At 31.1% G+C, this 25,746-nt stretch carries 24 protein-coding genes, 5 tRNA genes and 1 riboswitch; of the genes, 28 read left to right on the forward strand and 1 reads right to left on the reverse strand.

The genetic code is table 11. The annotated features are described in order from the left end of the window. The first annotated feature begins 15 nt into the window (after positions 1-15). The 16 genes from wecB (at position 16) to Q6H37_RS01050 (ending at position 14,306) form a co-directional block, all read left to right on the forward strand. Entirely contained in the window at positions 16-1,164 is a 1,149-nt protein-coding gene (gene wecB / locus Q6H37_RS00975) for a non-hydrolyzing UDP-N-acetylglucosamine 2-epimerase (RefSeq protein WP_318738758.1), read from the forward strand. A gap of 690 nt (positions 1,165-1,854) precedes the next feature. Next, positions 1,855-2,217, forward strand: a complete 363-nt coding sequence (locus Q6H37_RS00980) for an ATP synthase subunit I (protein ID WP_318738759.1) — start codon at positions 1,855-1,857, stop codon at positions 2,215-2,217. Positions 2,218-2,233: 16 nt separating this feature from the next. Continuing rightward, positions 2,234-2,917 carry a F0F1 ATP synthase subunit A gene (locus Q6H37_RS00985; protein WP_318738760.1) on the forward strand — a complete coding sequence of 228 codons (684 nt, stop codon included), beginning with the start codon at positions 2,234-2,236 and terminating at the stop codon, positions 2,915-2,917. Between the two features lie 33 nt (positions 2,918-2,950). Further along, positions 2,951-3,199: an ATP synthase F0 subunit C gene (gene atpE / locus Q6H37_RS00990; protein ID WP_029159216.1), complete on the forward strand. Its 249-nt coding sequence runs from the start codon at positions 2,951-2,953 to the stop codon at positions 3,197-3,199. A 54-nt stretch (positions 3,200-3,253) separates the two neighbouring features. Beyond that, positions 3,254-3,733, forward strand: a complete 480-nt coding sequence (locus Q6H37_RS00995) for a F0F1 ATP synthase subunit B (RefSeq protein ID WP_029159215.1) — start codon at positions 3,254-3,256, stop codon at positions 3,731-3,733. Positions 3,734-3,735: 2 nt separating this feature from the next. Beyond that, entirely contained in the window at positions 3,736-4,275 is a 540-nt protein-coding gene (locus Q6H37_RS01000) for a F0F1 ATP synthase subunit delta (protein WP_318738761.1), read from the forward strand. A gap of 10 nt (positions 4,276-4,285) precedes the next feature. After that, positions 4,286-5,800 carry a F0F1 ATP synthase subunit alpha gene (gene atpA, locus Q6H37_RS01005; protein ID WP_318738762.1) on the forward strand — a complete coding sequence of 505 codons (1,515 nt, stop codon included), beginning with the start codon at positions 4,286-4,288 and terminating at the stop codon, positions 5,798-5,800. A 22-nt stretch (positions 5,801-5,822) separates the two neighbouring features. After that, positions 5,823-6,674, forward strand: a complete 852-nt coding sequence (gene atpG, locus Q6H37_RS01010; RefSeq protein ID WP_318738763.1) for an ATP synthase F1 subunit gamma — start codon at positions 5,823-5,825, stop codon at positions 6,672-6,674. A 13-nt stretch (positions 6,675-6,687) separates the two neighbouring features. Next, complete coding sequence (gene atpD, locus Q6H37_RS01015) at positions 6,688-8,088, forward strand: F0F1 ATP synthase subunit beta (protein WP_318738764.1); 1,401 nt, start codon at positions 6,688-6,690, stop codon at positions 8,086-8,088. Positions 8,089-8,159: 71 nt separating this feature from the next. Next, on the forward strand, positions 8,160-8,558 hold the full coding sequence (locus Q6H37_RS01020) for a F0F1 ATP synthase subunit epsilon (RefSeq protein WP_007061628.1): 399 nt from the start codon (positions 8,160-8,162) through the stop codon (positions 8,556-8,558). A 255-nt stretch (positions 8,559-8,813) separates the two neighbouring features. Then, a complete protein-coding gene (locus Q6H37_RS01025; RefSeq protein ID WP_318738765.1) occupies positions 8,814-9,506 on the forward strand; it encodes a hypothetical protein in 693 nt (230 codons plus the stop codon). Positions 9,507-9,530: 24 nt separating this feature from the next. After that, complete coding sequence (gene murA / locus Q6H37_RS01030) at positions 9,531-10,790, forward strand: UDP-N-acetylglucosamine 1-carboxyvinyltransferase (protein ID WP_318738766.1); 1,260 nt, start codon at positions 9,531-9,533, stop codon at positions 10,788-10,790. 138 nt (positions 10,791-10,928) lie between these two features. Further along, the gene (gene spoIID, locus Q6H37_RS01035) at positions 10,929-11,972 is read left to right on the forward strand and encodes a stage II sporulation protein D (RefSeq protein ID WP_318738767.1); all 1,044 of its coding nucleotides are present in this window, start codon (positions 10,929-10,931) and stop codon (positions 11,970-11,972) included. 112 nt (positions 11,973-12,084) lie between these two features. Next, on the forward strand, positions 12,085-12,810 hold the full coding sequence (locus Q6H37_RS01040; RefSeq protein ID WP_318738768.1) for a peptidoglycan DD-metalloendopeptidase family protein: 726 nt from the start codon (positions 12,085-12,087) through the stop codon (positions 12,808-12,810). A 108-nt stretch (positions 12,811-12,918) separates the two neighbouring features. After that, complete coding sequence (gene spoIIID, locus Q6H37_RS01045; protein ID WP_007063637.1) at positions 12,919-13,173, forward strand: sporulation transcriptional regulator SpoIIID; 255 nt, start codon at positions 12,919-12,921, stop codon at positions 13,171-13,173. A 101-nt stretch (positions 13,174-13,274) separates the two neighbouring features. After that, positions 13,275-14,306 (forward strand): rod shape-determining protein, encoded by a 1,032-nt coding sequence (locus Q6H37_RS01050; protein WP_318738769.1) that lies wholly within the window; start codon positions 13,275-13,277, stop codon positions 14,304-14,306. A 161-nt stretch (positions 14,307-14,467) separates the two neighbouring features. On the opposite strand, the gene yyaC is transcribed toward Q6H37_RS01050, so the two are convergent. Then, positions 14,468-15,007 carry a spore protease YyaC gene (gene yyaC, locus Q6H37_RS01055; protein ID WP_007063635.1) on the reverse strand — a complete coding sequence of 180 codons (540 nt, stop codon included), beginning with the start codon at positions 15,005-15,007 and terminating at the stop codon, positions 14,468-14,470. A 132-nt stretch (positions 15,008-15,139) separates the two neighbouring features. Here yyaC and Q6H37_RS01060 point away from each other — a divergent pair, with 132 nt between their 5' ends. The 12 genes from Q6H37_RS01060 (at position 15,140) to secA (ending at position 25,681) form a co-directional block, all read left to right on the forward strand. Next, a complete protein-coding gene (locus tag Q6H37_RS01060; protein WP_318738770.1) occupies positions 15,140-15,790 on the forward strand; it encodes a hypothetical protein in 651 nt (216 codons plus the stop codon). Between the two features lie 203 nt (positions 15,791-15,993). Beyond that, positions 15,994-16,069 (forward strand) — tRNA-Thr (locus tag Q6H37_RS01065). 5 nt (positions 16,070-16,074) lie between these two features. Beyond that, positions 16,075-16,159 (forward strand) — tRNA-Tyr (locus tag Q6H37_RS01070). Between the two features lie 8 nt (positions 16,160-16,167). Then, positions 16,168-16,243 (forward strand) — tRNA-Val (locus Q6H37_RS01075). A 19-nt stretch (positions 16,244-16,262) separates the two neighbouring features. Continuing rightward, positions 16,263-16,338, forward strand: a tRNA-Thr gene (locus Q6H37_RS01080). A gap of 5 nt (positions 16,339-16,343) precedes the next feature. After that, positions 16,344-16,428, forward strand: a tRNA-Tyr gene (locus tag Q6H37_RS01085). Positions 16,429-16,555: 127 nt separating this feature from the next. Next, positions 16,556-16,661, forward strand: a riboswitch (SAM riboswitch). A 73-nt stretch (positions 16,662-16,734) separates the two neighbouring features. Then, on the forward strand, positions 16,735-17,910 hold the full coding sequence (metK, locus tag Q6H37_RS01090) for a methionine adenosyltransferase (RefSeq protein ID WP_318738771.1): 1,176 nt from the start codon (positions 16,735-16,737) through the stop codon (positions 17,908-17,910). Between the two features lie 126 nt (positions 17,911-18,036). Beyond that, on the forward strand, positions 18,037-20,292 hold the full coding sequence (locus Q6H37_RS01095) for an ATP-dependent RecD-like DNA helicase (protein ID WP_318738772.1): 2,256 nt from the start codon (positions 18,037-18,039) through the stop codon (positions 20,290-20,292). Then, positions 20,261-21,295 carry a hypothetical protein gene (locus Q6H37_RS01100; protein ID WP_318738773.1) on the forward strand — a complete coding sequence of 345 codons (1,035 nt, stop codon included), beginning with the start codon at positions 20,261-20,263 and terminating at the stop codon, positions 21,293-21,295. The genes Q6H37_RS01095 and Q6H37_RS01100 overlap by 32 nt, the downstream gene beginning before the upstream one ends. Continuing rightward, positions 21,292-21,948, forward strand: a complete 657-nt coding sequence (locus Q6H37_RS01105) for a ComF family protein (RefSeq protein WP_318738774.1) — start codon at positions 21,292-21,294, stop codon at positions 21,946-21,948. Before Q6H37_RS01100 ends, Q6H37_RS01105 begins: the two co-directional genes overlap by 4 nt. Positions 21,949-22,434: 486 nt before the next feature. Then, positions 22,435-22,962: a ribosome hibernation-promoting factor, HPF/YfiA family gene (gene hpf, locus Q6H37_RS01110; protein ID WP_318738775.1), complete on the forward strand. Its 528-nt coding sequence runs from the start codon at positions 22,435-22,437 to the stop codon at positions 22,960-22,962. Positions 22,963-23,170: 208 nt separating this feature from the next. Next, positions 23,171-25,681, forward strand: a complete 2,511-nt coding sequence (gene secA / locus Q6H37_RS01115) for a preprotein translocase subunit SecA (protein WP_318738776.1) — start codon at positions 23,171-23,173, stop codon at positions 25,679-25,681. Positions 25,682-25,746 lie beyond the last annotated feature (65 nt).

Genomic DNA, 25,746 nt, shown 5'->3' on the forward strand with positions numbered 1-25,746 from the left:
GATGGAGGGATACTCATGGATAAACTTAAAGTTATAACAATATTTGGTACAAGACCTGAAGCTATAAAAATGGCTCCTCTTGTCAAAGAACTTGAAAAAAAAGAACAAATTGATACCAAGGTTTGTGTAACTGCACAACATAGGGAAATGTTAGATCAGGTTTTAGAGCTTTTTGACATAAAGCCAGATTTTGATTTAAACATAATGAAAACAAAGCAAAGTCTTACAGGTATAACGACAAGAGTTTTAGAAGGATTAGAAGAAATATTTGAGCAAGAGAAGCCGGATTTAATTTTGGTACATGGAGATACGACAACAACTTTTGCAGGAGCATTAGCTGCTTTTTATCAGAAAATAAAGGTAGGTCATGTAGAAGCAGGACTTAGAACTTATGATAAGTATTTTCCATTTCCAGAAGAGATGAATAGAAAGCTTACAGGTGCTGTAGCTGACATGCATTTTGCACCAACACCAGGATCAAAAATGAATTTATTAAGAGAAGGTGTAGACCAAAATTCAATATTTGTAACAGGAAATACAGTAATAGATGCTATGGAGTTTACTGTAGACGACAAATATGTATTTAAAAATGGTGAACTCAATAATATAGATTATAATGGCAAAAAGGTAATAATGGTAACAGCTCATAGAAGAGAAAATTGGGGTAAGGGAATAGAAAATATATGTTATGCATTAAGAGATATTGTAAATGAGAATAAAGACGTAGAAATAGTATACCTTGTTCATTTAAATCCTGTAGTTAAAAATGTTGTATACAAAATTTTAGGTGATGTAGATAGAGTTCACTTATTAGCACCATTAGATACAAAGGAAACTCATAATTTAATGAATAGATGCTATATGGTTATGACAGATTCAGGTGGACTTCAAGAAGAAGCTCCTCATCTTGGAAAACCTGTACTTGTGCTTAGGGATGTTACAGAGAGACCAGAAGCTGTAAAGGCTGGTACTGTAAAACTTGTAGGAACAGATATAAGCACTATAAAAAAAGAGGCTAATGATTTAATTACAAATGGTGAGGAATACGATAGTATGAGCAAAGCTATAAACCCTTATGGAGATGGTAAGGCATCTCAAAGAATATCAGCATCAATATTGAAGTATTTTGGAATAGAAAAAAGTGAATATGAGGAATTCAGCTAGAAAATGTGAATTTTCTAGCTATTTTATAAAATAAGGAAAGTGAAATATGTAATTGAATGTATAAATAGCAGCAATTTACGTTGATGTTATTATAAAATTTGACTATTGTCTTACAATTGATTTGATAATTCAGAAAAATTTAAAGTTTGCCTTTTATAATTTGAAAAGTAGAGTATAATTATAAGTGTAAATTAATTGAATTATAGTGAAATCAATTTAATATAAGTATATATTTTAAAAATATTTTAAGAAAAATTAAATTTTCCACAGTGAAAATATTCAAAATTGATTTGAAGTTTAAAATTTTCTCATTAGTCTGAAAACGATAAAATAACCATAAACAATAGGATTATAGTAATATGATAAGTGTTCAGACAATTCGAAAAAGTGAAAGAGGAAAATGTAAATTACTAAAAACGTAGCAAATTTAAAAAAATAGGAGAAATGAAAATAAAATTCAATTATATTGTTAAAAAATCGACTATTAAAGCTAAATATTAATTATATAAGCAAAATGTAGCGTTTTATTTATATTTCTTTAGATTATATAATAAGTTATCATGTGAAAGTAGAGAGTAAAATGAAAGATTAAGGTTGTTTTTAAGGCATGTTCAGAAAGTTTTCAATTCAGTATTAGTGTGATTCAAGAACGATTTAACTAGAATGTTTATCTTAGTGGAGGAATTTCAGTTGAATGAAGAAATTTTAGATATGATAAAAAGAGTATCTATTATTAATTTTATACTTGGTAGTATAATTGCTATTGGTGTTCAGATAATAATAAAGAATTATGGAGTAATTATATTTCTTGGAACTATAATTGCCATAATTAATTTTAGTGTTAATGGTATAGTAGGTGGACTAATATTTGAAAAATTTAAAAATTCATCTACATCTTTGTACATACTAAGTTTTATTTTTAGAGTAGTACTTGCTGTGGGAATAGGATATGCTGTTTTTAAGTATAATAACTACAGTGTAGTTCCGTATTTATTTGGATATACATCCCATTTAGTGGGAGTATATATATATTCAGTTATTAAAAGTAATTAAGAAAGGATGTGAGGAAGTGGAAGAGTTGCAACCATTGTTTTCAATAAATCTAGGGTCATTTAACATAGGAATAACCTCTAGCATTATTACACAATGGATTCTTATTATTCTTATAGCTATTTTAGCTAAAGTTTTTACACAAAACCTAAAAAAAGTGCCTGACAAGAAGCAAAGTGTTGTTGAAATGTTATTTGAAACAATAAGAAATGTAGTTAGGGAAAATATGGGAGAAGAGTATGTTGGCTTTGTACCATACATAGGAACCCTTGCAATTTTTATTTTGGTTATGAATATTGCTCCATTAATTGTTGGAGCTAAAGCACCAACAGAAGACTTAAGTGTAGCAGCTGGCTTAGCATTAATAACATTTGTTATAGTGCAAGTTAATGCTATAAAGAAGGTTGGTTTTGGAAAGTATTTAACAGCTTATGCCCAACCAGTAGTACCTCTATTACCACTTAATATTGTGGAAAGATTAGTACTTCCAGTTTCATTAAGTCTACGACTGTTTGGTAATATGACCGCAGGTGCTGTAATAATCTCGATGATGTATCAAGGATTGGGTCATTTAGCGTGGTTTTCTCAATTACTAATACCTATACCTTTCCATGCTTTCTTTGACTTGTTTGATGCGTCCATACAGATGGTAGTGTTTGTTATGTTAACAATGATGAATATAAAAATTATAGCTGAACACTAACGATAATTTATTATTTTAAGGAGGATTTTTATTATGAATTTAGATGCGCACTCATTTGTATCAGGTATGGCAGCAATTGGTGCAGGTTTAGCTGCTATAGGATGTTTAGGCGGAGGTATTGGAGTTGGTACTGCTGCTGGAAAGGCAGTTGAAGGAGTTTCAAGACAGCCTGAAGCAAGTGGTAAAATACTAAGTACGTTCTTTGTAACTGCTGCATTATCAGAAGTAACAGCTATCTATAGTTTATTAATAGCTATTATGCTAGTATTTAAAGTTAGCTAAAACTAGTTACCTCACCAATTTACATACATTTAGAGGGGAGGAGTGAAATTCAATATGAGTATTGATATTGGAAGAGTTGTAATAACTATAATTAATTTCATAGTATTATATTTTATTTTAAAACATTTCTTTTTCAAAACTGTTGATGATACAATCACAAACAGACAGAATGAAATTGATTTTAAAATTAAAAATACTAATGAAAATGAACAAAAATCTAAACAACTAGTTTTTCAACATGAAGAATTGTTAAAAAACTCTAGACAAGAAGGAAAAACTATTGTTGAAGAATATAAGAATAAAGCTGAAAAAGTTTCCTCTGACATATTGAAAGAAGCTCATGAAGAAGCTGAAACTATAGTTAAAAGAGCTAAAGTTGAGGCTGAAAGAGAAAAAGAAAAAGCAGCAGATGAAATAAAGAATCAAGTAGTAGACTTAGCTGTTTTAGTATCTTCAAAGGCTTTAGAAGAATCTATAGATGAAGATGAACATAGGAGACTTATTAAAGACTTTATAGCTAAGGTAGGTATCTAACTATGTATGAATATTTAGATAGAAGATACGCTCTTGCACTTTATGAAATTGCAGAGGAAAAAGGAAAAGTAGAGCAGTATTTACAAGAATTAAGAGAAATAGTAGCTCTAATAAATGAAGATAAAGACTTTATGGGATTGATAGAACACCCACAAGTTAGTACTTCAAATAAAAAGGAACTTTTCACTAAATTGTTTAAGGATAAAGTAGATGGAGATTTATTAGCTTTTCTATTAGTTCTTATAGAAAAGGGAAGAATACTTCAACTTGAAGGCAAACTTAAACAAATGGAAAATATTTATCTTGAAAAGAACAAAACAGCTGTTGCTAAAGTAAAGACAGTTGTTGCTTTAAAAGATGATGAAAAGGAAAGTTTAGTGCTACAACTAGAAAAAAAGTATAATAAAAAGATTTTATTGGAAGAGGAGATAGACGAAAGCATAATTGGCGGAGTTTATGTTCAAGTAGGAAACGAAGTAATAGATGGAACAGTAAAATCTAAAATCGATGAAATGAAAAAATTAATGCTTAAGAGAGATTAGAGGTGAGCCTATGAATATAAAACCTGAAGAAATAACTTCAATTATAAAACAGGAAATACAAAAGTATGAAAAGAAAATAGAAACAGTTGATTCAGGTACAATAATTCAAATTGGTGATGGTATAGCCAGAGTTTATGGTCTTAACGATTGTATCGCTGGAGAGCTTCTAGAGTTTCCAAACGATGTCTATGGCATGTCTCTAAACCTAGAACAAGACAACGTAGGTTGTGTTCTTCTAGGTTCTGAAAAAGGTATAAAAGAAGGAGACATAGTTAAAAGGACTGGAAAAGTTGTTGAAGTACCAGTTGGAGATGCAATAGTAGGAAGAGTTGTAAATTCTCTTGGACAGCCTATAGATGGTAAAGGTCCTATGAAAACTGCAGAAACAAGAGCAGTTGAAATTAAGGCACCTGGTGTTATTCAAAGACAATCTGTTAAACAGCCATTACAGACAGGTATAAAAGCTATAGACTCATTTATACCAATAGGAAAAGGTCAAAGAGAACTTATTATAGGAGACAGACAGACAGGTAAAACTGCAATAGCAACAGATACAATAATTAATCAAAAAGGTAAAGATGTAATTTGTATATATGTTGCTATAGGACAGAAGCAATCTACTGTTGCTCATATAGTTAACAATCTTACTGAAGCAGGGGCTATGGATTATACAATAATTGTATCATCATCAGCATCAGAATCAGCACCATTACAGTATATTGCACCATATGCAGGATGTACTATGGGTGAGTATTTCATGCATCAAGGAAAAGATGTACTTATAATATATGATGACTTATCTAAGCACGCAGTTGCTTATAGAACAATGTCATTATTGCTTCGTAGAGCACCAGGTAGAGAAGCGTTCCCTGGAGATGTTTTCTATTTACATTCAAGATTGCTTGAAAGAGCTGCAAAACTTTCAGATAAGCTTGGTGGAGGATCACTTACTGCTCTTCCTATAATAGAGACTCAAGCAGGAGATGTTACAGCGTACATACCAACTAACGTTATTTCAATAACAGATGGTCAGATATTCCTTGAATCAGAATTATTCAACGCAGGACAAAGACCAGCAGTTAATGCCGGTATATCAGTATCCAGAGTTGGTGGTAATGCTCAAATTAAAGCAATGAAGCAAGTTTCAGGAACACTAAAACTTGACCTTGCACAATATAGAGAACTTGCTGCTTTTGCACAGTTTGGTTCAGATCTTGATGGAGAATCAAAGAGAAGACTTGAAAAAGGTAAGAGATTAGTAGAAATACTAAAACAACCTCAGTATAAGCCAGTACCAGTAGAAGATCAGATAATGATCATGTATGCTGCAGTTAACAATAAGTTAATGGATATAGAGGTAGAAAGTATAAAGAAATTTGAAAAAGAATTCTTAGAATATATGAATACTCATCATAAAGAAATCGGTGAAGAAATAATAACTAAAAAAGTATTATCAGATGAGTTAAAAGAAAAACTTAGCAGTGCTATAGAAGAATTCAAAAAAATATTTTTAGCAGAGGTATAATTCCCTTTGCGGGAGGTGAATTATGGCAGGGGCAGGACTTGTTGAAATTAAAAGAAGAATTAAGTCAGTAACTAGTACCCAAAAAATAACAAATGCCATGTGTGTTGTTGCCACCTCAAAACTTAGGAAAGTTAGGAATCAATTAGAGGTAAATCAGAAATATTTTGATGCTTTCACAAAAATTGCTAATGATATTGCAAGCGGCGTGGAAGGAAGAAGTATTTATGTGCATGGTAATAAAAGTGATAAAAAACTTTATATTACACTTAGCTCTGATTCAGGACTTTGTGGAGGATTCAATGCTAATGTAGTAAATAAAACTGCGGAATTAATATCAAGTGATAAAGGAAACTCTGTATTAATGTCAGTAGGTCAGAAGGGAAGAATGTATTTTAATAGATTAAAATGCGAAACTGCGGCAGAGTATGTAGATATACCTGATATACCTACATTAAAAGAGGCAGAGGCTATAACTTATAAAGCACTTGATATGTATAAAAATTCTGAAGTTGGAGAAGTGTACGTAGTATATACCAAGTTCTTTACAACTGTAAAGCAATCGGTTAATGTACAGAAAATACTTCCCTTGGAAAATAAAAGTGGCGAATCAACAGCACGTTTTGTTAAGTTTGAGCCACCAATTGATCAAATAATAGATGATATGGTGGTTATGCAGTTAAAACAACAAATATTAAATTATATGCTTCATTCTAAGTCCAGTGAACAAGGTTCGAGAATGGCAGCTATGGATGGAGCGACTAAGAATGCTAATGATTTAATAGACGATCTAAATCTTAAATTTAATAGAGAAAGACAAGGCGCTATAACTCAAGAAATATCAGAAATAGTTGGGGGCGCAGAAGTTCAAAAATAAGGGAGGGACACTAATGCCAAATATAGGCAAAGTTGTTCAGGTTATAGGACCTGTAGTAGATATAAAATTTAGTACAGAACACCTTCCTAATATATATAATGCCATAGAAATAGATATGGGAGATGCTGGTAAACTTGTTACTGAAGTAGAACAGCATGTTGGAGACGATATAGTTAGAACTGTATCTATGGAAGGAACAGATGGCTTAAGAAGAGGTGTAGATGCAGTAGATACAGGTGCACCAATATCTGTACCAGTTGGAGAGGAAGTTTTAGGAAGACTTTTCAATATGTTAGGACAGCCAATAGATGAATGTGGAGATTGTAATGCTAATATGACATATCCTATTCATAGACCAGCACCAAGTTTTGAAGATCAATCTGTTTCACCAGAAATGTTTGAAACAGGAATTAAAGTTATAGATCTTATAGCACCATACCAAAGAGGTGGAAAAATAGGACTATTTGGTGGTGCCGGTGTTGGTAAAACAGTTCTTATTCAAGAACTTATAAACAATATAGCAAAAGAACATGGTGGATTATCAGTATTCACAGGTGTTGGAGAAAGAACAAGAGAAGGTAACGACCTTTATTATGAAATGAAAGAATCTGGCGTTATAGACAAAACTGCTCTAGTATTCGGACAGATGAACGAACCGCCTGGAGCTAGAATGAGAGTTGCTTTAACAGGACTTACTATGGCTGAGTATTTTAGAGATAAAGGTCAGGATGTGCTTCTATTTATAGATAACATATTTAGATTTACTCAGGCTGGTTCTGAAGTTTCAGCGTTACTTGGTAGAATACCTAGTGCGGTTGGATATCAACCAACACTTGCAACTGAAATGGGTGCTCTTCAAGAAAGAATAACATCCACAAAACAGGGATCTATTACATCTGTTCAGGCTGTATATGTACCTGCAGATGACTTGACAGATCCAGCACCAGCAACTACGTTTGCGCATCTTGATGCTACAACAGTTCTTTCAAGATCTATATCAGAGCTTGGAATATATCCAGCAGTTGATCCTCTTGAATCAAGTTCAAGAATATTGGATCCAAGAATTGTAGGAGAAGAACATTATGAAATAGCTTCAAGTGTAAAACATATACTTGAAAGATATAGAGAACTTCAAGATATAATAGCAATACTTGGTGTAGATGAACTTCCAGAAACAGATAGATTGGTAGTTGTAAGAGCTAGAAGAATTCAAAGATTCTTATCACAACCATTTAGCGTTGCAGAACAGTTTACAGGCATGAAAGGTGCTTATGTTCCAATAAAAGAAACTATAAGAGGTTTTAAAGAAATACTTGATGGTAAATATGATAACTTACCAGAAGCAGCATTCCTTTTTGCTGGAACTATAGAAGAAGTTGTTCAAAAAGCTAAATCTATGATGGAAGAAAGCTAATCCTTTTAGTTTTAAGTTAGACAGATTATTACTGTCTAACTTAATAATTTATTTGTGAGAAGGAGATTAATATGGCAAATGCTTTTAAGTTAACTATCCTTACTCCCGAAAAAGAATTTTACATTGGAGAAGTGGTAGAATTAATAACGGATACTACCCAAGGTCGTATAGGAATTCTTGCAAATCACATGCCTTTAGTGACTCCTTTAAGACCTACTGTCACAGAGTTTACTACAAGTGATGGTAAAGAACTTAAAGCATTTACATCCAGTGGCATACTTGATGTAAAGGATAATTTAGTAGAATTCTTATGTGATTCTTGTGAATGGCCAGAAGATATAGACTTAGAGAGAGCAAAATCTGCTAAAGAAAGAGCTGAGAATAGATTAGCTGAACCAAAAGATAATGTTGATATAAAAAGGGCAGAATTAGCTTTAGCTAGAGCTATGGCTAGACTTGATTTAAAATAAAATTTATACTAAAATAGCGTGAAACTTATGTTTCATGCTATTTTTTTTATGAGAAATTTTGCACATTTTCATATGTAAATATATATATTGATAGTATCTTAAGACAACCCCCTATAGTATGAGTAAAGAGTAATTTTGTAATAGTTAAATGTAGAACTAAAAAGATGAATATTTTAACTAATACTAGTTCATAATGTAAATGGAAGAAAAAGGGGGGTGACAAGCTCTTTGAAATAATTTTTTAGAGCGTAGTTTATGAAAAAGAAAAATGTTATTTTCTTAACCGTTTTTTTTATAATTGGAATTGTACTTTTAATTTCGGACTTTTCACTAGCTAGTAAGGATTTGGATCCATTTAATGATATTTTACAAATAACAAATAGTAAAACAGTTGAATATGGTATAACAGCATCATTTATAACAGATAAAAGTGGAGAAAAGGTTTGTAATGATATATTGAAAAAAATGAATTTTATTGATGCAAAAAATAAGTCTGTGTTGAAAAATGAAAAAAAGTATTGTATAGAATTTGGTAAAAATAATACAAATGGTTACATAGAAACCATGAAATATGAAAACCATAATATTATAACAATAAACTTGGTGGAAAAAAGTAATAAGAATCTATTAAATGATATGAAGCGTGATTTGGAAAAATGCATAGATGATGGAAATGTAACCGTTAAATATTATCAATACTTAAAATCACAAGTTTATAATGATGTTGATATAACAAATAATAAAATTTTAAAAACATTAAAAGATCATGGAGCATCCAACATTACTACTGTAGCATTAAAAAATGGATATAGTTCTACATTATATACAGGACTATATGATGCAATGCAAAGTAATGGCAAGTTAATGGATTTTAATTATGCTGTTTGTAAGTATAATTCAGGTAATTATATAATTATGGGTACGCCTGAAATACTCACAGCATATTAGCAATTATAGAATGGAGGATAAAACATGAATAAAATATCAGTAATGGGAGGAAAAAAATTAGAGGGAGAGGTAAATATAAGTACTGCTAAAAATTCTGTTTTACCAATAATAGCAGCTAGTATATTAAGTGGAGAAAAATGTGTAATTGATGAAGCACCTATGTTAGAAGATGTATTTGTTATAAGTGATGTACTTAGAACTATTTCCACAGATATAAATATTAATGAGAAAGCTAATAGAGTAGTAATAGATAGTTCAAATATAAAGGATTGTGAGCCTTGCAGTAGTTTAGTAAAAAAGATGCGAGCATCTTTTTTAATTATGGGACCTATGATATCAAGATTTGGAAGATTTAAGCTATCTTTACCAGGTGGATGTAATATAGGAACTAGACCAATAGATTTGCATTTAAAGGGATTTAGCGCATTAGGAGCAGAAGTAAATGTAGGTCATGGATATGTGGAAGCTCAGGCTAAAAAGCTTGTAGGAAATAAAATATATTTAGATTTCCCTTCTGTAGGAGCAACAGAAAATATAATGATGGCTGCAGTTATGGCTGAAGGGGAGACTATTATAGAAAACGCAGCTGAAGAACCTGAGATTGAAGACTTAGGCAAGTATTTAAATAATATGGGTGCTAACATTATAGGAGCTGGCACAGACACTGTTCGTATAATTGGAGTTAAAAATATGAAAGGAGCTACACATAAACCTATATGTGATAGAATAGAAGCTGGCACATTTATGGTAGCAGCAGCTATAACTAGGAGTAAAATTAAAATAAATGGAGTTAATGAAGAGTATTTAAAACCTATTATAGCAAAGTTAACTGAAGCAGGAGTAAAAATAACCTCAGATGGAAATAGCATTTACGTAGATGCAGATAGAGATCTTAAACCTATTGATATTAAAACTATGCCATATCCAGGTTTTCCTACTGATATGCAATCTCAAATGGCGGGACTTTTGTGTACAATAAAAGGTACTAGTGTAATAACAGAAACAATTTTTGAAAATAGATTTATGCATGCTGCCGAAATGAAGAGAATGGGAGCAAATATAAAAATTGATGGTAGAAGTTCTATTATAGAAGGTGTGGATAAACTAACAGGCGCAGAGGTTAGGGCTACTGACTTGAGAGCAGGAGCTGCACTTATACTTTGTGGTTTAGTAGCAGAGGGTGAAACAGAAATTACAGATGTATATCATATAGATAGAGGATATGTGTCTATAGAAAAGAAGTTACAAGGGTTGGGAGCAGATATTCAGAGGATAATGGTATAAAATTCTACAATATTAATATATTAAGTTAAAGAGAAGATTAGAACAAAATCTTCTCTTTTTTTATTGCAGTAATAATTTTTAATAGCCATTAATAATATTATATTGATATACTAGGCAAAAGTAAGGAGAGATACTTATATGAAAAATATTAATGGATCAATACATTTAAAAAAACTTTTATTACTGATATTTGCTGGCATAGTGTTGGCTATAGTGTTATCTATATTTGTATTAGAAATAGATGAAGTTAGTAATAAGTTTGGAAAGTCAATACCTAAATTTTTTATTAAATCCAGCGATGTGGTACTTAATAAGGAAAACGTAAAAATAAAGGTTTATATAACAAAAGAAAATAAAGTACAGGAAATTCCTTTAGAGGAATATGTAAAAGGTGTTGTGGCATCTGAGGTGCCAGCAGAGTTTTCTTTAGAAGCCTTAAAAGCACAAGCAGTAGCAGCAAGAACTTTTGCGTTAGCCCATATGGAATCTTTCGGGGGGCATAAGTATAAAAGTAATACTGGTGCTGATGTATCTGATACAACTCAGTGTCAAGTCTTTATGGATAAAGAAGATAGATTTAAAACTTGGGAGGCTAATAAAAGAGAGGAATATTGGAGTAAAATAACTAAAGCGGTTGAAGAAACTTCTGGAGAATATTTGACGTATGATAATAAGTTAGTAATGGAACCATATTATTTTTCTGTAAGCAGTGGTAAAACCGAAGATTGTTTAGACGTGTTTTCTGATAATATTCCTTATCTAAAAAGTGTAAATAGTTCAGGGGAAGAAGGTGCATATAAACGAGAAACTTCAGTTAAAGTATCGTATAGTGAATTTATTAATAAAATAAGTTCTAGATATACCAATTGTGGTCTGTCGACAGCTAATATAAAAAATCAAATTCAAATAAAATCCAAAACTAAGGGTGGTTCAATAAAGGAAATAGTAATAGGACAAGTTACTTTATCTGGTACTGAATTTAGAAGCATTATGGGCTTAAATTCTGCTAATTTTAGTATTAAATTTAATGATAACAATATAGAAATAGATTGTAGTGGTTATGGTCATGGAGTTGGAATGAGTCAGTGGGGAGCAAATGCTATGGCTAAGTCTGGAGATAGTTATAAAGAAATATTAAAACATTATTATACTGGAGTTGAAATTAGCAAAATTTCACGATAAAGAGGCATTGCCTCTTTTTTTATTTTAAATATAAGAAAATAATAGAAATTTTTTTTATAAAATATGTATTTTTTACTATACTCTGGACAAACTACAAAAAGGAGGTGTTCATATGGACAAAAAATTTTTGAACAAAGTAACTAACTTTTTTAAGAAGGAGGGCTTTTATGTAATATTATTTGTTTGTTTATGTATTGTAGCTACAGTAGCAGTTTTGACTGCTAAGTCTAGCAAAAATGCTAACAATGCACTAATACAACAACAAAATACTCAAGCACAAGATAAAGCAAAAAAAGAGACAGCTAAGGGAAACAATGAGTCATCTTTAAATTATGACAATGCCCTTCAAGTAAAAAAAGAGTCTAAACCACAAGTAGTTGTACCTAAAAGTGAAACAAAATCGCAGAGTGTATCTAATTCAGTTAGTACTTCTTTAAGTAAGCCAGTAGAAGGCAGTTTGGCAAGAGCTTATTCTGAAGATCCAGTATATTGGGATTCTACATCAAGCTATAGACCTAATCTTGGATTAGATATAAAAACAGATTTAGGTAAACCAGTAATGGCTGCTATGGATGGAAAAGTAGAAGAAATTGATACTGCCACTCAAGATGGTGTAAAAATTGTTATAAATCATCAAAATGGATTAAAAACAGTTTATTCTAATTTAGATCAAAAGGTAAAGGTTTCAAAGGGTCAAAGTGTAACTAAAGGTACACTTATAGGAACAGTAGGAAAAACTACATTGAGATCAGCTTATGAAAAATATGGGGATCACTTGCATTTTGAAGTTTTAAAAGGAAATGATTTTGTTGATCCAGCAAAGTATGTAAAATATTAATTTTTAAGCCGTTTTCTGATATGTTTATCGGAAAATGGCTAACCTGATGAATTTAAAAATTATAAACAGCATATTTATAAATATAGAAGGATTAGGGAGGTAGCATCCTTGAAAGATTACATTGAAGAAAGAGTTTTAGAAGTAGCAAATTATATTATAGGTTCAAAGGCTACAATAAGAAAAACAGCCAAAGTTTTTGGAGTAAGTAAAAGTACTATACACAAAGATATGACAGAAAGGTTACCTAAAATAAATCCTCAAATTGCTAGAGAGGCTAAGACTATTCTGGACTATAATAAGGCAGAAAGACATATAAGAGGTGGAAAAGCAACAAAAATGAAATATAAAGCTATTGAAGGTTAAAAACATTCCTATTATAATTAAGTAAGTAGATATAATAAAAAGAGGAAAAATTAGCATTTTTATTATAAAAAAGCATGGAAAGATTAGGAGTGAGCATAGGAATGTTTTTTAGTATAGGAACTGATATGGGAATTGATTTAGGGACAGCCACAGTACTTGTTTATATTAAAGGCAGGGGGGTAATTTTAAAGGAACCTTCTGTAGTTGCTGTAGATAGAAGTAGAAATAAGGTATTAGCTGTAGGTGAAGAAGCATGGCAAATGATAGGTAGAACGCCTGGAAATATTGTGGCAATTCGTCCTTTGAGAGATGGGGTTATATCTAATTATGATATAACAGAAAAAATGCTTAAGTATTTTATAACTAGGGCTTGTGGCAAAAAGAGAATGTCCGCACCAAGAGTAGTAGTGTGTGTTCCATGCGAGGCTACAGAAGTTGAAAAAAGAGCTGTAATTGATGCTGCCAAAAATGCTGGTGCAAAAAAAGTGTTTTTAATTGAAGAACCGCTAGCAGCAGCTATTGGAGCAGGTCTTGACATAACAAAAGCAAGTGGAAATATGGTAATAGATATTGGAGGAGGTACTACTGATGTTGCAGTTATTTCTTTAGGGGGAATAGTTGTAAGAGCTTCCATAAAAGTTGCAGGAGACAGGTTTGATGAGTCTATCATGAAATATATAAAAAAAGAGCATAAACTAATGATTGGAGAAAGAACATCAGAGGACTTAAAAATAAATATAGGTTCTGCATTTAAGAGAGAAGAAAAAATGATTATGGAAATAAGAGGACGAGACTTAATTACAGGTCTTCCCAAAAATATAACTGTATCCTCAGATGAAATGAGGGAAGCATTGAAGGAGGCAGTAAATTCTATAGCAGAAACAACTCATGCAGTGCTTGAAAGGACACCACCTGAACTAGCAGCAGATATAGCAAATAAAGGTATAATTATGACTGGTGGAGGAGCATTACTTAGTGGTCTTAGTGATTTAATACAAGAGGTAACCAAGGTTCCGGTATGTGTAGCAGAAGATGCTGTGTCTTGTGTAGCGTTGGGAACAGGAAAGGTGTTAGAGTATTTAGATAAAATGGAAGTTACTTTTACTGGTGACGATATAACATTAATAGATTAAAGTGAAAAGTAAAACCCCACAAAGTTCGGGGTTTTACTTTTATTTTAGAGGACAGAGGACAGTGAAGAATGATTTTTTCCGCTGCGCTGCGAAAAATCTTTAATTAAATTTTCAACTGCGAAGGTTGATGGATTTATATTAATAAGTATTAGTATACATAATTATAATGTAAGTTTTGTATTATCATACATATAATAGGTGTGTATAAGAGAGTGAGTTATAACTTTAGCCATGTTCAATACTAAATTTAATCGTATATTATTACTAGTGAATATTTCATCATTATCATTAGAATCTACTATGCCTATCACAGAACATTCACCTACATTAGGTAGGAACTTCCCAACACCTTTTCCAGGGTGTACAGGATAATCTCTTGCTTGAATTTCTCCTATGCTAGATTCATCTCCAAGACAGGCGTCTATACCTATTATATTACTATATGGATATAGAACTTTTATTTCTTTTAATTTCTTATCAATGTTTAGTGCATGTATTGGTTCTGCAATAGTTCCGTGTACAGGCAATGGAAAACCTTTAGTTTTTAATAGCGTACCTACTAATGGACCAAGGCAATCCCCTATACATCTATCAGTTCCAATGCATACTACAATGGTATTTTTATTAATATAGTCCTTTAAGAAACATGCAATCTTATAATATGATAATGGATCTTTATAATTGGATTTTACCCTATTCAAAAACTCACCTCCTACATCAATAATTAATTTATATGAAAACAATTTTGAAAATATTAATATATGCAGAATAAAAAAAAGCTTTATGGGTATACTAAGAGAAAAGTGTTTGCATAATACAAGGAGGCTAATGATATGAGTAAAAAGATTCTATCATTCATTGTAATTTTATGTACAACTATTTGTGTTGGTATAATGATTTATTCAAGCAAAGTAAACATTAATGAAAATTCAGTAAAGGGAAAAGTAGAAGTAATAAATGAAGATAGAAAAAGCAATAATGAAAATAGCAAAAAACAGAACATTAAAAGTGAAGATAAAAGTAATTTAAATGAGGAAGCTAGTAAAAAATCAATAGAGATAACAGATAGTTATAAAAAAAATAAAATGGAGGCTATAGAAGATAAAATAAATCAAGATAAAAATGAAGTTTTTTCGAAGGATAATAGTAGCGATAGTAAAGAAAGTCAAATAACTCAATCGAAGTGTAATGATAATAAAAATAATACTAATTCAAATAATGAAAAGGATGTATCTGTATTTAAAGTTTCAAAATCAAAAATAAAAGACGATTTAACTATTGCCGATAAGGAAAAACTTTTATCTATAGGAAGTAAACTATCCGCTGTTGATTATGAAAAAATAAACGAATACTTAAAAAATGGCAATGAAGAGGATATAAAAAATACTATTAAGTTGCTTAAAGAAAGATTATCTGATAAAGATTATAAGAAAGTGCAGCAGGTAGCAGAAAAGTTTATAAATATGGATTTAGTTGATAAATAATGAGCTTTTTTATAAAAATATATGATAATTAAATAGATTATTAGAAAAATGTTTAGATGCGATTTTAAGAGAAAAACGTAGAAATTTTAAATAATACAAAGAAGAATTGGTTAAATGGAGTATTTTGAATTTGAAAATAGAACTATAACAATGTATACTAATCCATGTTGAAGCCGTTAATGGCGTAAATTTAATAAACATGTGCTGGCATAGCTCAGTTGGTAGAGCAACTGACTTGTAATCAGTAGGTCGAGGGTTCGAAGCCTTCTGCCAGCACCAAATATGGAGGAATTCCCGAGCGGCCAAAGGGGGCAGACTGTAAATCTGTTGTCATCGACTTCGATGGTTCGAATCCATCTTCCTCCACCATATTTAATGGGCGCATAGCTCAGCTGGGAGAGCATCTGCCTTACAAGCAGAGGGTCACAGGTTCGAGCCCTGTTGTGCCCACCATTAAAAATAAATAGTATGTGCTGGCATAGCTCAGTTGGTAGAGCAACTGACTTGTAATCAGTAGGTCGAGGGTTCGAAGCCTTCTGCCAGCACCAAATGCGGAGGAATTCCCGAGCGGCCAAAGGGGGCAGACTGTAAATCTGTTGTCATCGACTTCGATGGTTCGAATCCATCTTCCTCCACCAAATAAAGCACTAGTAAGTGCTTTTATTTTTGTGAATAATAATTTTACTAAGTTTTAAATCATATAAATATTGACACTAAAACTTAGTTGTGTTAACATGATGTAGAATGAATGACAAGTGAATAAAGCTCTTATCAAGAGAGGTGGAGGGAAAAGGGCCCTATGAAACCCGGCAACCAGCAACAGATATTGCTAAGGTGCCAATTCCTGCAGTGATAATCTGCAAGATAAGAGAGTTGTTAAGCTTATTTAACCTCTTCTTATTGGAAGAGGTTTTATTTTTTTATAAAGAGAAGGGAGAGTACTTATGAGAAGATTATTTACGTCAGAATCGGTTACTGAAGGACATCCAGATAAAATGTGTGACCAAATTTCAGATGCTATTCTTGATGCTATATTAGAGCAAGATCCAAATGGAAGGGTAGCTTGTGAAACAGCTACTACTACAGGGATGGTTTTAGTTATGGGAGAAATATCAACTAAATGTTATGTAGATATTCCTAAAATAGTAAGAAAGACTGTAGAGGAAATAGGATATACTAGAGCTAAATTTGGTTTTGATTATGCTACATGTTCTGTAATTACTTCTATAGATGAGCAATCTGCAGATATAGCTATGGGAGTAGATGAAGCATTAGAATCTAAAAGTGGTAAAATGGATAAAATAGAAGCTATAGGTGCAGGTGACCAAGGAATGATGTTTGGTTTTGCTACAAACGAAACAGCTGAATATATGCCTATGCCAATAAGCTTAGCACATAAGCTTTCAAGAAGACTAACTGAAGTTAGAAAAAATGAAACTTTAGGATATTTAAGACCAGATGGAAAAACTCAAGTTACAGTAGAATATGAAGATAACAGACCTGTTAGGATAGATACTATTGTAATATCAACACAGCATGATCCAGAAGCAACACATGATCAAATAGAAAAAGATATGATAGAACAAGTAATAAAACCAATTATTCCATCTGAACTTTTAGATGAAGATACTAAATATTTTATAAATCCAACAGGAAGATTCGTTGTTGGAGGACCTCAGGGAGACTCAGGATTAACAGGAAGAAAGATTATAGTTGATACTTATGGCGGATATGGAAGACATGGCGGCGGAGCTTTCTCAGGAAAAGATCCAACGAAAGTGGATAGATCTGCTGCATATGCTGCAAGATGGGTTGCTAAAAATCTTGTTGCAGCTGGAGTTTCAGATAAGCTTGAAATACAGCTTGCATATGCTATTGGTGTAGCAAAGCCTGTATCTATAACAGTAGATACATTTGGAACAGGAAAGATATCTGAGGATAAAATAGTTGAAATAGTTAATAAGGTTTTTGATTTGAGACCAGCAGCTATTATAAGAGATTTAGATTTAAGAAGACCTATATATAAACAAGTTGCTGCTTATGGACATTTTGGAAGAACTGATATAAATGTACCATGGGAACAATTAAACAAAGTTGAAGAAATAAAAAAATATTTATAAAAGTAAGCCCTTATGCATTAGCATAAGGGCTTTTTAAGATTTAAATTGTTTATGAACTCTGTATATTTACAAAGTTCATATGATATAATTAAAAATAAAACACTAGTAAAAATTAGGAGAGATTTTATGCAGCAAATACAAGGTGTAGTTGAAAATATAGTTTTTCAAAATGAGGAAAATGGATATGCTGTGGCCAAAATTAAAGATAAAAGTGAAAATATAACTATAGTAGGATGTATACCTTTTATTACGGAAGGTCAAAATTTAAAGCTTATAGGTGAATGGGTTCTTCATCCACAATTTGGACAGCAATTTAAAGTTTCTGGATGCGAAGAAATAGTACCCAATTCTATAGTTGGTATAGAAAGATATTTATCATCAGGAATAATATCTGGTATTGGGCCTGTTACAGCTAAAAAAATAGTAGAAAAGTTTGGTGAACAAACTTTAGATATATTGGATAATCACATAGAAAGACTTAAAGAAATAGAAGGTATAGGTGCAAAAAAAATAGCGTTAATAGATGATTCGTATTCTAAGCAAAATGAAATAAGAAATATAATGGTTTTTTTGCAAACTTATGGAGTTACTCCAAATCAATGTGTTAAGATACATAAAAGATTTGGAACAGAATCTATAAAAATTGTAAAAGAAAATCCATATATTTTGACAGAAGAAATATCGGGTATAGGATTTAAAACATCAGATAAGATTGCAAGAAGTCTTGGTATAGATGCGAACTCTCCTTTTAGAATACAAAGTGGAATAAGGTACATTATAAATCAATTTTGTGGCCTTGGAAACACATATATGCCATTAGAAAAGTTACTTAAAGAGGGAATTAGTATATTAGGAGTAACTAAAGAAAAAATTGAAGAGAATATATATGATAGTTCTATAAATGGAAAACTAAAGTTGGAAAAGTTTGAAGATAAATTATGTGTCTTTACAATTCCATACTATTATTGTGAACTTGGAGTTACAAAAAAGATACTTACTTTAGCTGTAAATGATTATGGCGATATGAAGATAAATGTAGATGAAGAAATAGAGAGTTTTGAAAATGATAATTGTATAAAGTTTGCGGATTCACAAAAAGAAGCTATAAGAGGTGCCATAGGGAATGGAGTTGAAATAATAACTGGAGGACCAGGTACAGGAAAAACTACTATTATAAATTGTATAACAGAAATATTTGAAAAACTTAAGCTTAGGGTCTTTATGGCAGCACCAACAGGGAGAGCTGCTAAAAGGATGACAGAAGCTACAGGGCGTGAAGCTAAAACAATTCATAGGCTTTTGGAAATGGGAGTGGGTGATGAAGAAGAACCAGGTATATTATTTTCTAAAGGTGAAAATTCTCCTTTAGAGTGTGATGTTATTATAATAGATGAAGCTTCCATGATAGATATTATGCTTATGAATAACCTTTTGAAGGCAGTTGACATAAGTACAAGAATTATAATTGTAGGAGATGTGGATCAACTTCCATCTGTAGGTCCAGGAAATGTATTGCGAGATTTAATTGAAAGCAGATGTATTAAGGTTGTTAGGCTCAAGGAAATTTTTAGGCAATCAACAGAAAGCATGATAGTAGTTAATGCACATAAAATTAATAATGGGGAAATGCCTTTAATGAATCAAAAAAACAAAGACTTTTACTTTATAAAATGTGAAGATGTAAATAAGATAACAGATACATTAATATCTCTTGTAGATAAAAGGCTGCCTAATTTTAATAAAGAATGGAATAAGATCAATGATATACAGATACTTTCACCTATGAGAAAAGGGATTTTGGGGGTTTCTAACCTAAATAAAAAACTTCAGGATATTTTAAATCCTAAAGCTCAAAATAAAAAAGAAAAAGAATTTAGGGATATTGTATTTAGGGTTGGAGATAAAATAATGCAAACGAAAAACAATTATTCATTGAAATGGACTAGAGTTTCAGGAGAAGGTGAATGTGAAGGAGTAGGCATTTTTAATGGAGATGTTGGATTTATACAGGATATAGATGAAGATAAGGATACTGTAACTATAATATTTGATGATGAGAGAAAAATTATATATGACAATATATATTTGGATGAAGTTGATTTGGCTTATGCGGTAACTATTCACAAGAGTCAGGGAAGTGAATTTCCTGTGGTTATTATACCTATGTATATGGGCGCCCCATTATTAATGAATAGAAATTTATTATATACAGCTATTACTAGAGCAAAACAATTAGTTGTTTTAGTAGGAGAATTAAAAGCTATAAAATTTATGATAGATAATGATAGAAGTTTTGAAAGATATTCATTATTAAAACATAGAATAATGGATATAATGGAGAGTGAAGTAAATGTTGTTGTTTCAGAAGATGAGGTTGAATAATGAAAAAGAAAAGTTAAGCGAAGCTATATTAACTTGGAGTATGGGTAGAGATAAATTCTTAAATGTAAGATCATTGCCTTATAACTCTTCAGAAATATTTATAAAAGTTATACTACATTATGTGTTTAAACACAGGAAAGTAATGTACATTACAAATGAAAACCCAGAAAAAGTTAATATTATAGAAAAGATAAAGAAATATACAGGATTTAGAAATTACGCCTATTTAAGAAACAATGAAGTAGAATCAAGTGCTCTATTGAAAATAAGTAATTTTTATAATGCATCTAAAATAGTGGAAAAGTTTGATTTGATAATTTATGATGATATAAATAGTTTTCCTATGCAGAATATTTATGAAATACTAGGTTTGATAACGAAAATTTCTAAAAGCAATACTAAGGTTATAATGTATGCTATAGAAAACATAATGAGAAATAAAAAAGAATTTTTACTTCCTGTAAGAGATAGTAAAAGTCCTATGATAGAGCCAAGGACTATACTTACAAGAATAGATGTAAATAAGGATATACCTTTTATGGTATATGACTATCTAAAATGGTCTATAAGTTGTGGTAGAAAAGTTGTTATATGTGTACCAAGTAAGGATAAAATTCCTAAAGTACATTTTTATATAAGAAATTATTGCTCAGGATTTACTAAAAGTATAATGGATTTATATAAAGAAGGTGATTGTAACAACAACAAAAAGGTAATTAATAATTTTGAAAAAGTTAAAAAGTCCATATTGATTACAAATAATTTTTATGAAACTTTTTCAAACATAAAAAACATTGATATAATGGTCTATTTTGCAGATGATGCTGAATTTGATTATAAAAAGCTTATCTATTTTTGTGCTAGTGCAGGAAGGAGCGAAAGGGACTTAAAGGGAGAAGTTATATTTTTAGCCAATGAAGAAACAGAAGATATGGAAAAGGCAAAAAGTATAGCTAGAAGTTTCAACAAAGAAGCATGGGAAATGGGATTATTAAGAATTTGATATTTTTAAAAGATTGTGTGCTAGAAACAATATATTCAAATGATGAGAAGTGTATATGCTGTGGAGAAGAAACTTATGATGGAAGATATATATGCAGTAAATGTGAAGCATTAATTAAATTTTGCAGCTATGGATTTGATATACAAAGAGAAGGAATTAATTTTAAGTGTTATAGTATATCATACTATTCAGGAGTTATCATGAATTTAATACTACAATTAAAGTATAAAAGTAATTTTCAAGCTGGCCAAGTATTATCGCAATATATGGTAAGTTTTATAAAAAATAAAAAAATCAAATATGATTATATAACTTGTGTTCCTATGACTAAAGAAAGACTAAAAAATAGAGGGTATAATCAAGGTGCTTATTTGTCTAAAATGATATCTAAATCTTTGGATATTCCTGTTATTAATTGTCTAAGTAAGGTGAAAAACACTAAGGATCAAATTGGGTTAGGCAAAGAGGAAAGATGGAGAAATATTCAAGGAAGCTTTCAATTTTTGAAAAAATATTGTATTGAAAGTAAAAATATATTAATAGTTGATGATGTTATAACTACTGGTGCAACTGCAATATCCTGTGCTTTAGAGTTAAAAAAGCATGGAGCGGAAGAAATTACTGTATTGACTGCGGCGAAAAGTAGAGTATAATCTTATTATATGGAAGTCAGGTTTGTGGTTGAAAGTCGATGCTAGTCGCAGGCAAAGCGATCCACGTAAGTTAAATAAAATATTTAATGAGCATGGTGCGGTTTAGAAGTAAGTCCTGCCGTTATGTAAAATGGCGAGAGAATTAGTAGTGAGAGGTTAATTCCCGGTAGCGAGGATTCCAGCAGGCGAGTGTGGGGTCAAAGACCAGGTCAACTGACTTCGTATAAAAGTTCTTAATCATTTAGATTAAGAACTTTTAATTTTTTTTTGATTTTTGAATATACTATTAAGTGAACAAAGAAATCAAGAATAAAGAAAGGATTTTAAGCAATATTAACATAAGTTTGAATAATATTTCGTTAGTTCCTTTTTATGGTCTTGTAATTTATTATAAACAGTATTAAAATAGAATTAATAAAAATCAAAACATTCTTAATATTGCAATACAATAAAATTTGCAATATTAACAAGGAAGGGGCTGAAAGTATGAGAATAACAGTAAGTGGAAAGAATATCGAGGTAACTAGTGCATTAAGAAATACAGTGGAGAGGAAGTTATCAAAACTTGAAAAGTATTTCAACCCTGATGTAGAAGTATATGCTACATTAAGTGTACAGAAGAACAGACAAATAGTGGAGGTCACTATACCTTTTAATGGTGTTATATTAAGAGGTGAGGAAGAAAATGATGATATGTATGCATCTATTGATTTAGTTGTAGATAAATTAGAAGGACAGATAAGAAAACAAAAAACAAAACTTCAGAGAAGAACTCATTCTGATTCGCTTAAATTTCAGTTTATACCTGACCTAGAACCAAAGGATAAAGAAGAATCTAAAATAGTTAAAACAAAAAGATTTGCAATAAAACCAATGTCTTCTGAAGAAGCAGTTCTTCAAATGGAGCTTTTAGGACATAACTTCTTTGTATATAAAGATGCAGAAAATGGAGAAGTAAATGTAGTTTATAAGAGAAAAGATGGTAATTATGGTTTAATAGAACCTGAATTTTAGATTTAAATAAAAATGCGGGAGGAGGCTTAATAGCTTCCTCTTTTTAATTAAAATTTATGTTTTTTTATTAATATTAAATGTATATTAAATGTAACAAAATTTTAAACTATGATAAGTAAGCTGTATATAAAGTTGAATAGCTAAGGATTAGATGTTATAATCTATAAGGTGTAACTTTATAAAAATTTGATATGTGAGGATGAAAATAATGAATATTTTTCAGAAGATGTTTGGTACATATAGTGACCGAGAAGTTAAAAGGATAATACCTATTGTTAATAAAATAGATGCTTTAGATTCTCAAATTCAAAAACTAACCGATGATGAATTGAAAGCTAAAACAGTTGAATTTAAAGAAAGAGTAGAAAAAGGAGAAAGCTTAGATGCTATATTACCAGAAGCTTTTGCTGTAGTTAGAGAAGCTGGATTTCGTACTATAGGATTAAAGCATTTTAGAGAACAACTTATAGGTGGAATAGTTCTTCATCAAGGAAGAATATCAGAAATGAAAACAGGTGAAGGTAAAACTTTAGTAGCTACTTTACCTGCATATTTGAATGCACTTACTGGAAAAGGTGTTCATATAGTTACAGTAAATGACTATCTTGCTAAAAGAGATAGAGATACTATGGCGCCAGTATATGAGTTCTTAGGACTTACAGTAGGTGTAATTCTTCATGACTTAGATCAAGGTCAAAGACAAGAGGCTTATAATTGTGATATAACTTATGGTACTAATAGTGAATATGGATTTGACTATTTAAGGGATAACATGGTTATATATAAAGAAGAAAGGGTTCAAAGAGGCTTAAATTATGCCATAGTAGATGAAGTTGACTCTATATTAATAGATGAAGCTAGAACGCCTCTTATAATTTCTGGTGAAGGTGAAAAATCTACTGATTTTTATAAAGTAGCAGATTATTTTGCTAAATCTTTGGATAAAGAAGCAGATGTTAATATTGATGAAAAAGCTAATGCAGTAATGCTTACAGATGAAGGTATTGCAAAAGCAGAAAATTTCTTTAAGTTAGAAAACTTTGCAGATCCTGAACATATGGAAATACAGCACCATGTAGTTCAAGCTTTAAAAGCTAACTATATGATGAAAAGGGATAAAGACTACATGGTAAGAGACGGTGAAGTATTAATTGTAGATGAATTTACAGGAAGAATGATGGAAGGTAGAAGATATAGTGATGGCCTTCATCAAGCTATAGAAGCAAAAGAGGGAGTTAAAGTAGAAAGAGAATCTAAAACTCTTGCAACTATAACATATCAGAACTATTTTAGAATGTTTAAAAAGCTTGCTGGTATGACAGGTACTGCTTTAACAGAAGAAAATGAATTTAGAGAAATATATGGATTGGACGTAATAGTAGTGCCTACTCATAAGCCAATAGCTAGACAGGACTTACCTGATGTGGTTTATAAAACAGCTAAAGGAAAGTTTAAGGCAATAGTAGAGGATATAGTGGAAACTCATAAAAAAGGTCAGCCAGTACTTGTAGGAACAGTAAGTATAGAAAAATCAGAATTACTTTCTGATATGTTAAAGAAAAAGGGAATACCTCATCAAGTACTTAATGCCAAATTTCATGAAAAAGAAGCAGATATAATATCTCATGCAGGAGAAACTGGAACAGTTACTATAGCTACTAACATGGCAGGCCGTGGTACGGACATAAAGCTTGAAGAAGGAGTAGTAGAAGTTGGCGGTTTAAAGATCATAGGTACTGAAAGACATGAATCAAGAAGAATTGACAATCAACTTAGAGGACGTTCTGGCCGTCAAGGTGACCCAGGAATGTCAAGATTCTATGTTTCATTAGAAGATGACCTTATGAGAATATTTGGTTCTGATAAGCTTCAAGGATTAGTTGGAAAATTAGGACTTGGTGATGATGAAGCTATAGAAAGTAAAATGGTTTCAGGTGCTATAGAAAATGCGCAGAAGAAAGTTGAAGGAAATAACTTTGACATAAGAAAAACAGTAGTTCAATACGATGATGTTGTAAATAAGCAAAGAGAAATCATATATAAACAAAGATCTGAAGTTCTTGAAGGAGAAGACTTAAAGGAACAAATTAGAAATATGCTTAAAGATTTAGTTTCTACAGTAGTAGATTCTCATATGTCAGGTGTAGATGAAGAATTTGAAAATGATTTAAAAAAACTTATTCACTATATGGAAGAACTATATGTTACAAAGGATTCTGTTAAGTTAGAAGATTTAGAGAAACTATCAAATGAAGAAATTAAGGAAAAGTATATAGATATAGCAGAAGATATATATTCACATAAAGAAGAAGAATTCGGCGAACAACAAATGAGAGAAATAGAAAGAGTTATTCTTCTAAGAGTAGTAGATACAAAATGGATGGATCATATAGATGATATGGAACATTTAAAGAGAGGAATAGGACTTAGAGCGTACAGACAACAAGATCCAGCTCAAGCTTATCAGTTTGAGGGAAGTGAAATGTTTGAAGAAATGATATATAACATCAAGGTAGATACTATTAAGTATTTATTACATGTTGAAATACAAAAGGCTCCAGAAAGAGAGAGAGTAGTTAAAGAAATTCATACAAATCAAGCAGAAGATGATTCAGTAAAGAAGCAGCCAGTTAGAAAAGAAAAAACAGTTGGAAGAAATGACCCATGTCCATGTGGTAGTGGTAAGAAATATAAAAACTGTTGTGGAAGATTTGAGTAGTGTAGATTGTATTCTAGAAAAACTTTTTGCAAACGCAAAAAGTTTTTCTTATATTTATATAAAAG

Source organism: Clostridium sp. JS66 (assembly GCF_033561535.1).
Lineage (GTDB): Bacteria > Bacillota > Clostridia > Clostridiales > Clostridiaceae > Clostridium_AM > Clostridium_AM carboxidivorans.

What these genes read in the sequence shown, in the direction of transcription:
- wecB (WP_318738758.1), top strand. Translation starts at nt 16, where the DNA reads ATGGATAAACTTAAAGTTATAACAATATTTGGTACAAGACCTGAAGCT.
- atpE (WP_029159216.1), top strand. Translation starts at nt 2,951, where the DNA reads ATGAATTTAGATGCGCACTCATTTGTATCAGGTATGGCAGCAATTGGT.
- Q6H37_RS00995 (WP_029159215.1), top strand. Translation starts at nt 3,254, where the DNA reads ATGAGTATTGATATTGGAAGAGTTGTAATAACTATAATTAATTTCATA.
- Q6H37_RS01000 (WP_318738761.1), top strand. Translation starts at nt 3,736, where the DNA reads ATGTATGAATATTTAGATAGAAGATACGCTCTTGCACTTTATGAAATT.
- atpA (WP_318738762.1), top strand. Translation starts at nt 4,286, where the DNA reads ATGAATATAAAACCTGAAGAAATAACTTCAATTATAAAACAGGAAATA.
- atpG (WP_318738763.1), top strand. Translation starts at nt 5,823, where the DNA reads ATGGCAGGGGCAGGACTTGTTGAAATTAAAAGAAGAATTAAGTCAGTA.
- atpD (WP_318738764.1), top strand. Translation starts at nt 6,688, where the DNA reads ATGCCAAATATAGGCAAAGTTGTTCAGGTTATAGGACCTGTAGTAGAT.
- Q6H37_RS01020 (WP_007061628.1), top strand. Translation starts at nt 8,160, where the DNA reads ATGGCAAATGCTTTTAAGTTAACTATCCTTACTCCCGAAAAAGAATTT.
- Q6H37_RS01025 (WP_318738765.1), top strand. Translation starts at nt 8,814, where the DNA reads ATGAAAAAGAAAAATGTTATTTTCTTAACCGTTTTTTTTATAATTGGA.
- murA (WP_318738766.1), top strand. Translation starts at nt 9,531, where the DNA reads ATGAATAAAATATCAGTAATGGGAGGAAAAAAATTAGAGGGAGAGGTA.
- spoIID (WP_318738767.1), top strand. Translation starts at nt 10,929, where the DNA reads ATGAAAAATATTAATGGATCAATACATTTAAAAAAACTTTTATTACTG.
- Q6H37_RS01040 (WP_318738768.1), top strand. Translation starts at nt 12,085, where the DNA reads ATGGACAAAAAATTTTTGAACAAAGTAACTAACTTTTTTAAGAAGGAG.
- Q6H37_RS01050 (WP_318738769.1), top strand. Translation starts at nt 13,275, where the DNA reads ATGTTTTTTAGTATAGGAACTGATATGGGAATTGATTTAGGGACAGCC.
- Q6H37_RS01060 (WP_318738770.1), top strand. Translation starts at nt 15,140, where the DNA reads ATGAGTAAAAAGATTCTATCATTCATTGTAATTTTATGTACAACTATT.
- metK (WP_318738771.1), top strand. Translation starts at nt 16,735, where the DNA reads ATGAGAAGATTATTTACGTCAGAATCGGTTACTGAAGGACATCCAGAT.
- Q6H37_RS01095 (WP_318738772.1), top strand. Translation starts at nt 18,037, where the DNA reads ATGCAGCAAATACAAGGTGTAGTTGAAAATATAGTTTTTCAAAATGAG.
- Q6H37_RS01100 (WP_318738773.1), top strand. Translation starts at nt 20,261, where the DNA reads ATGTTGTTGTTTCAGAAGATGAGGTTGAATAATGAAAAAGAAAAGTTA.
- hpf (WP_318738775.1), top strand. Translation starts at nt 22,435, where the DNA reads ATGAGAATAACAGTAAGTGGAAAGAATATCGAGGTAACTAGTGCATTA.
- secA (WP_318738776.1), top strand. Translation starts at nt 23,171, where the DNA reads ATGAATATTTTTCAGAAGATGTTTGGTACATATAGTGACCGAGAAGTT.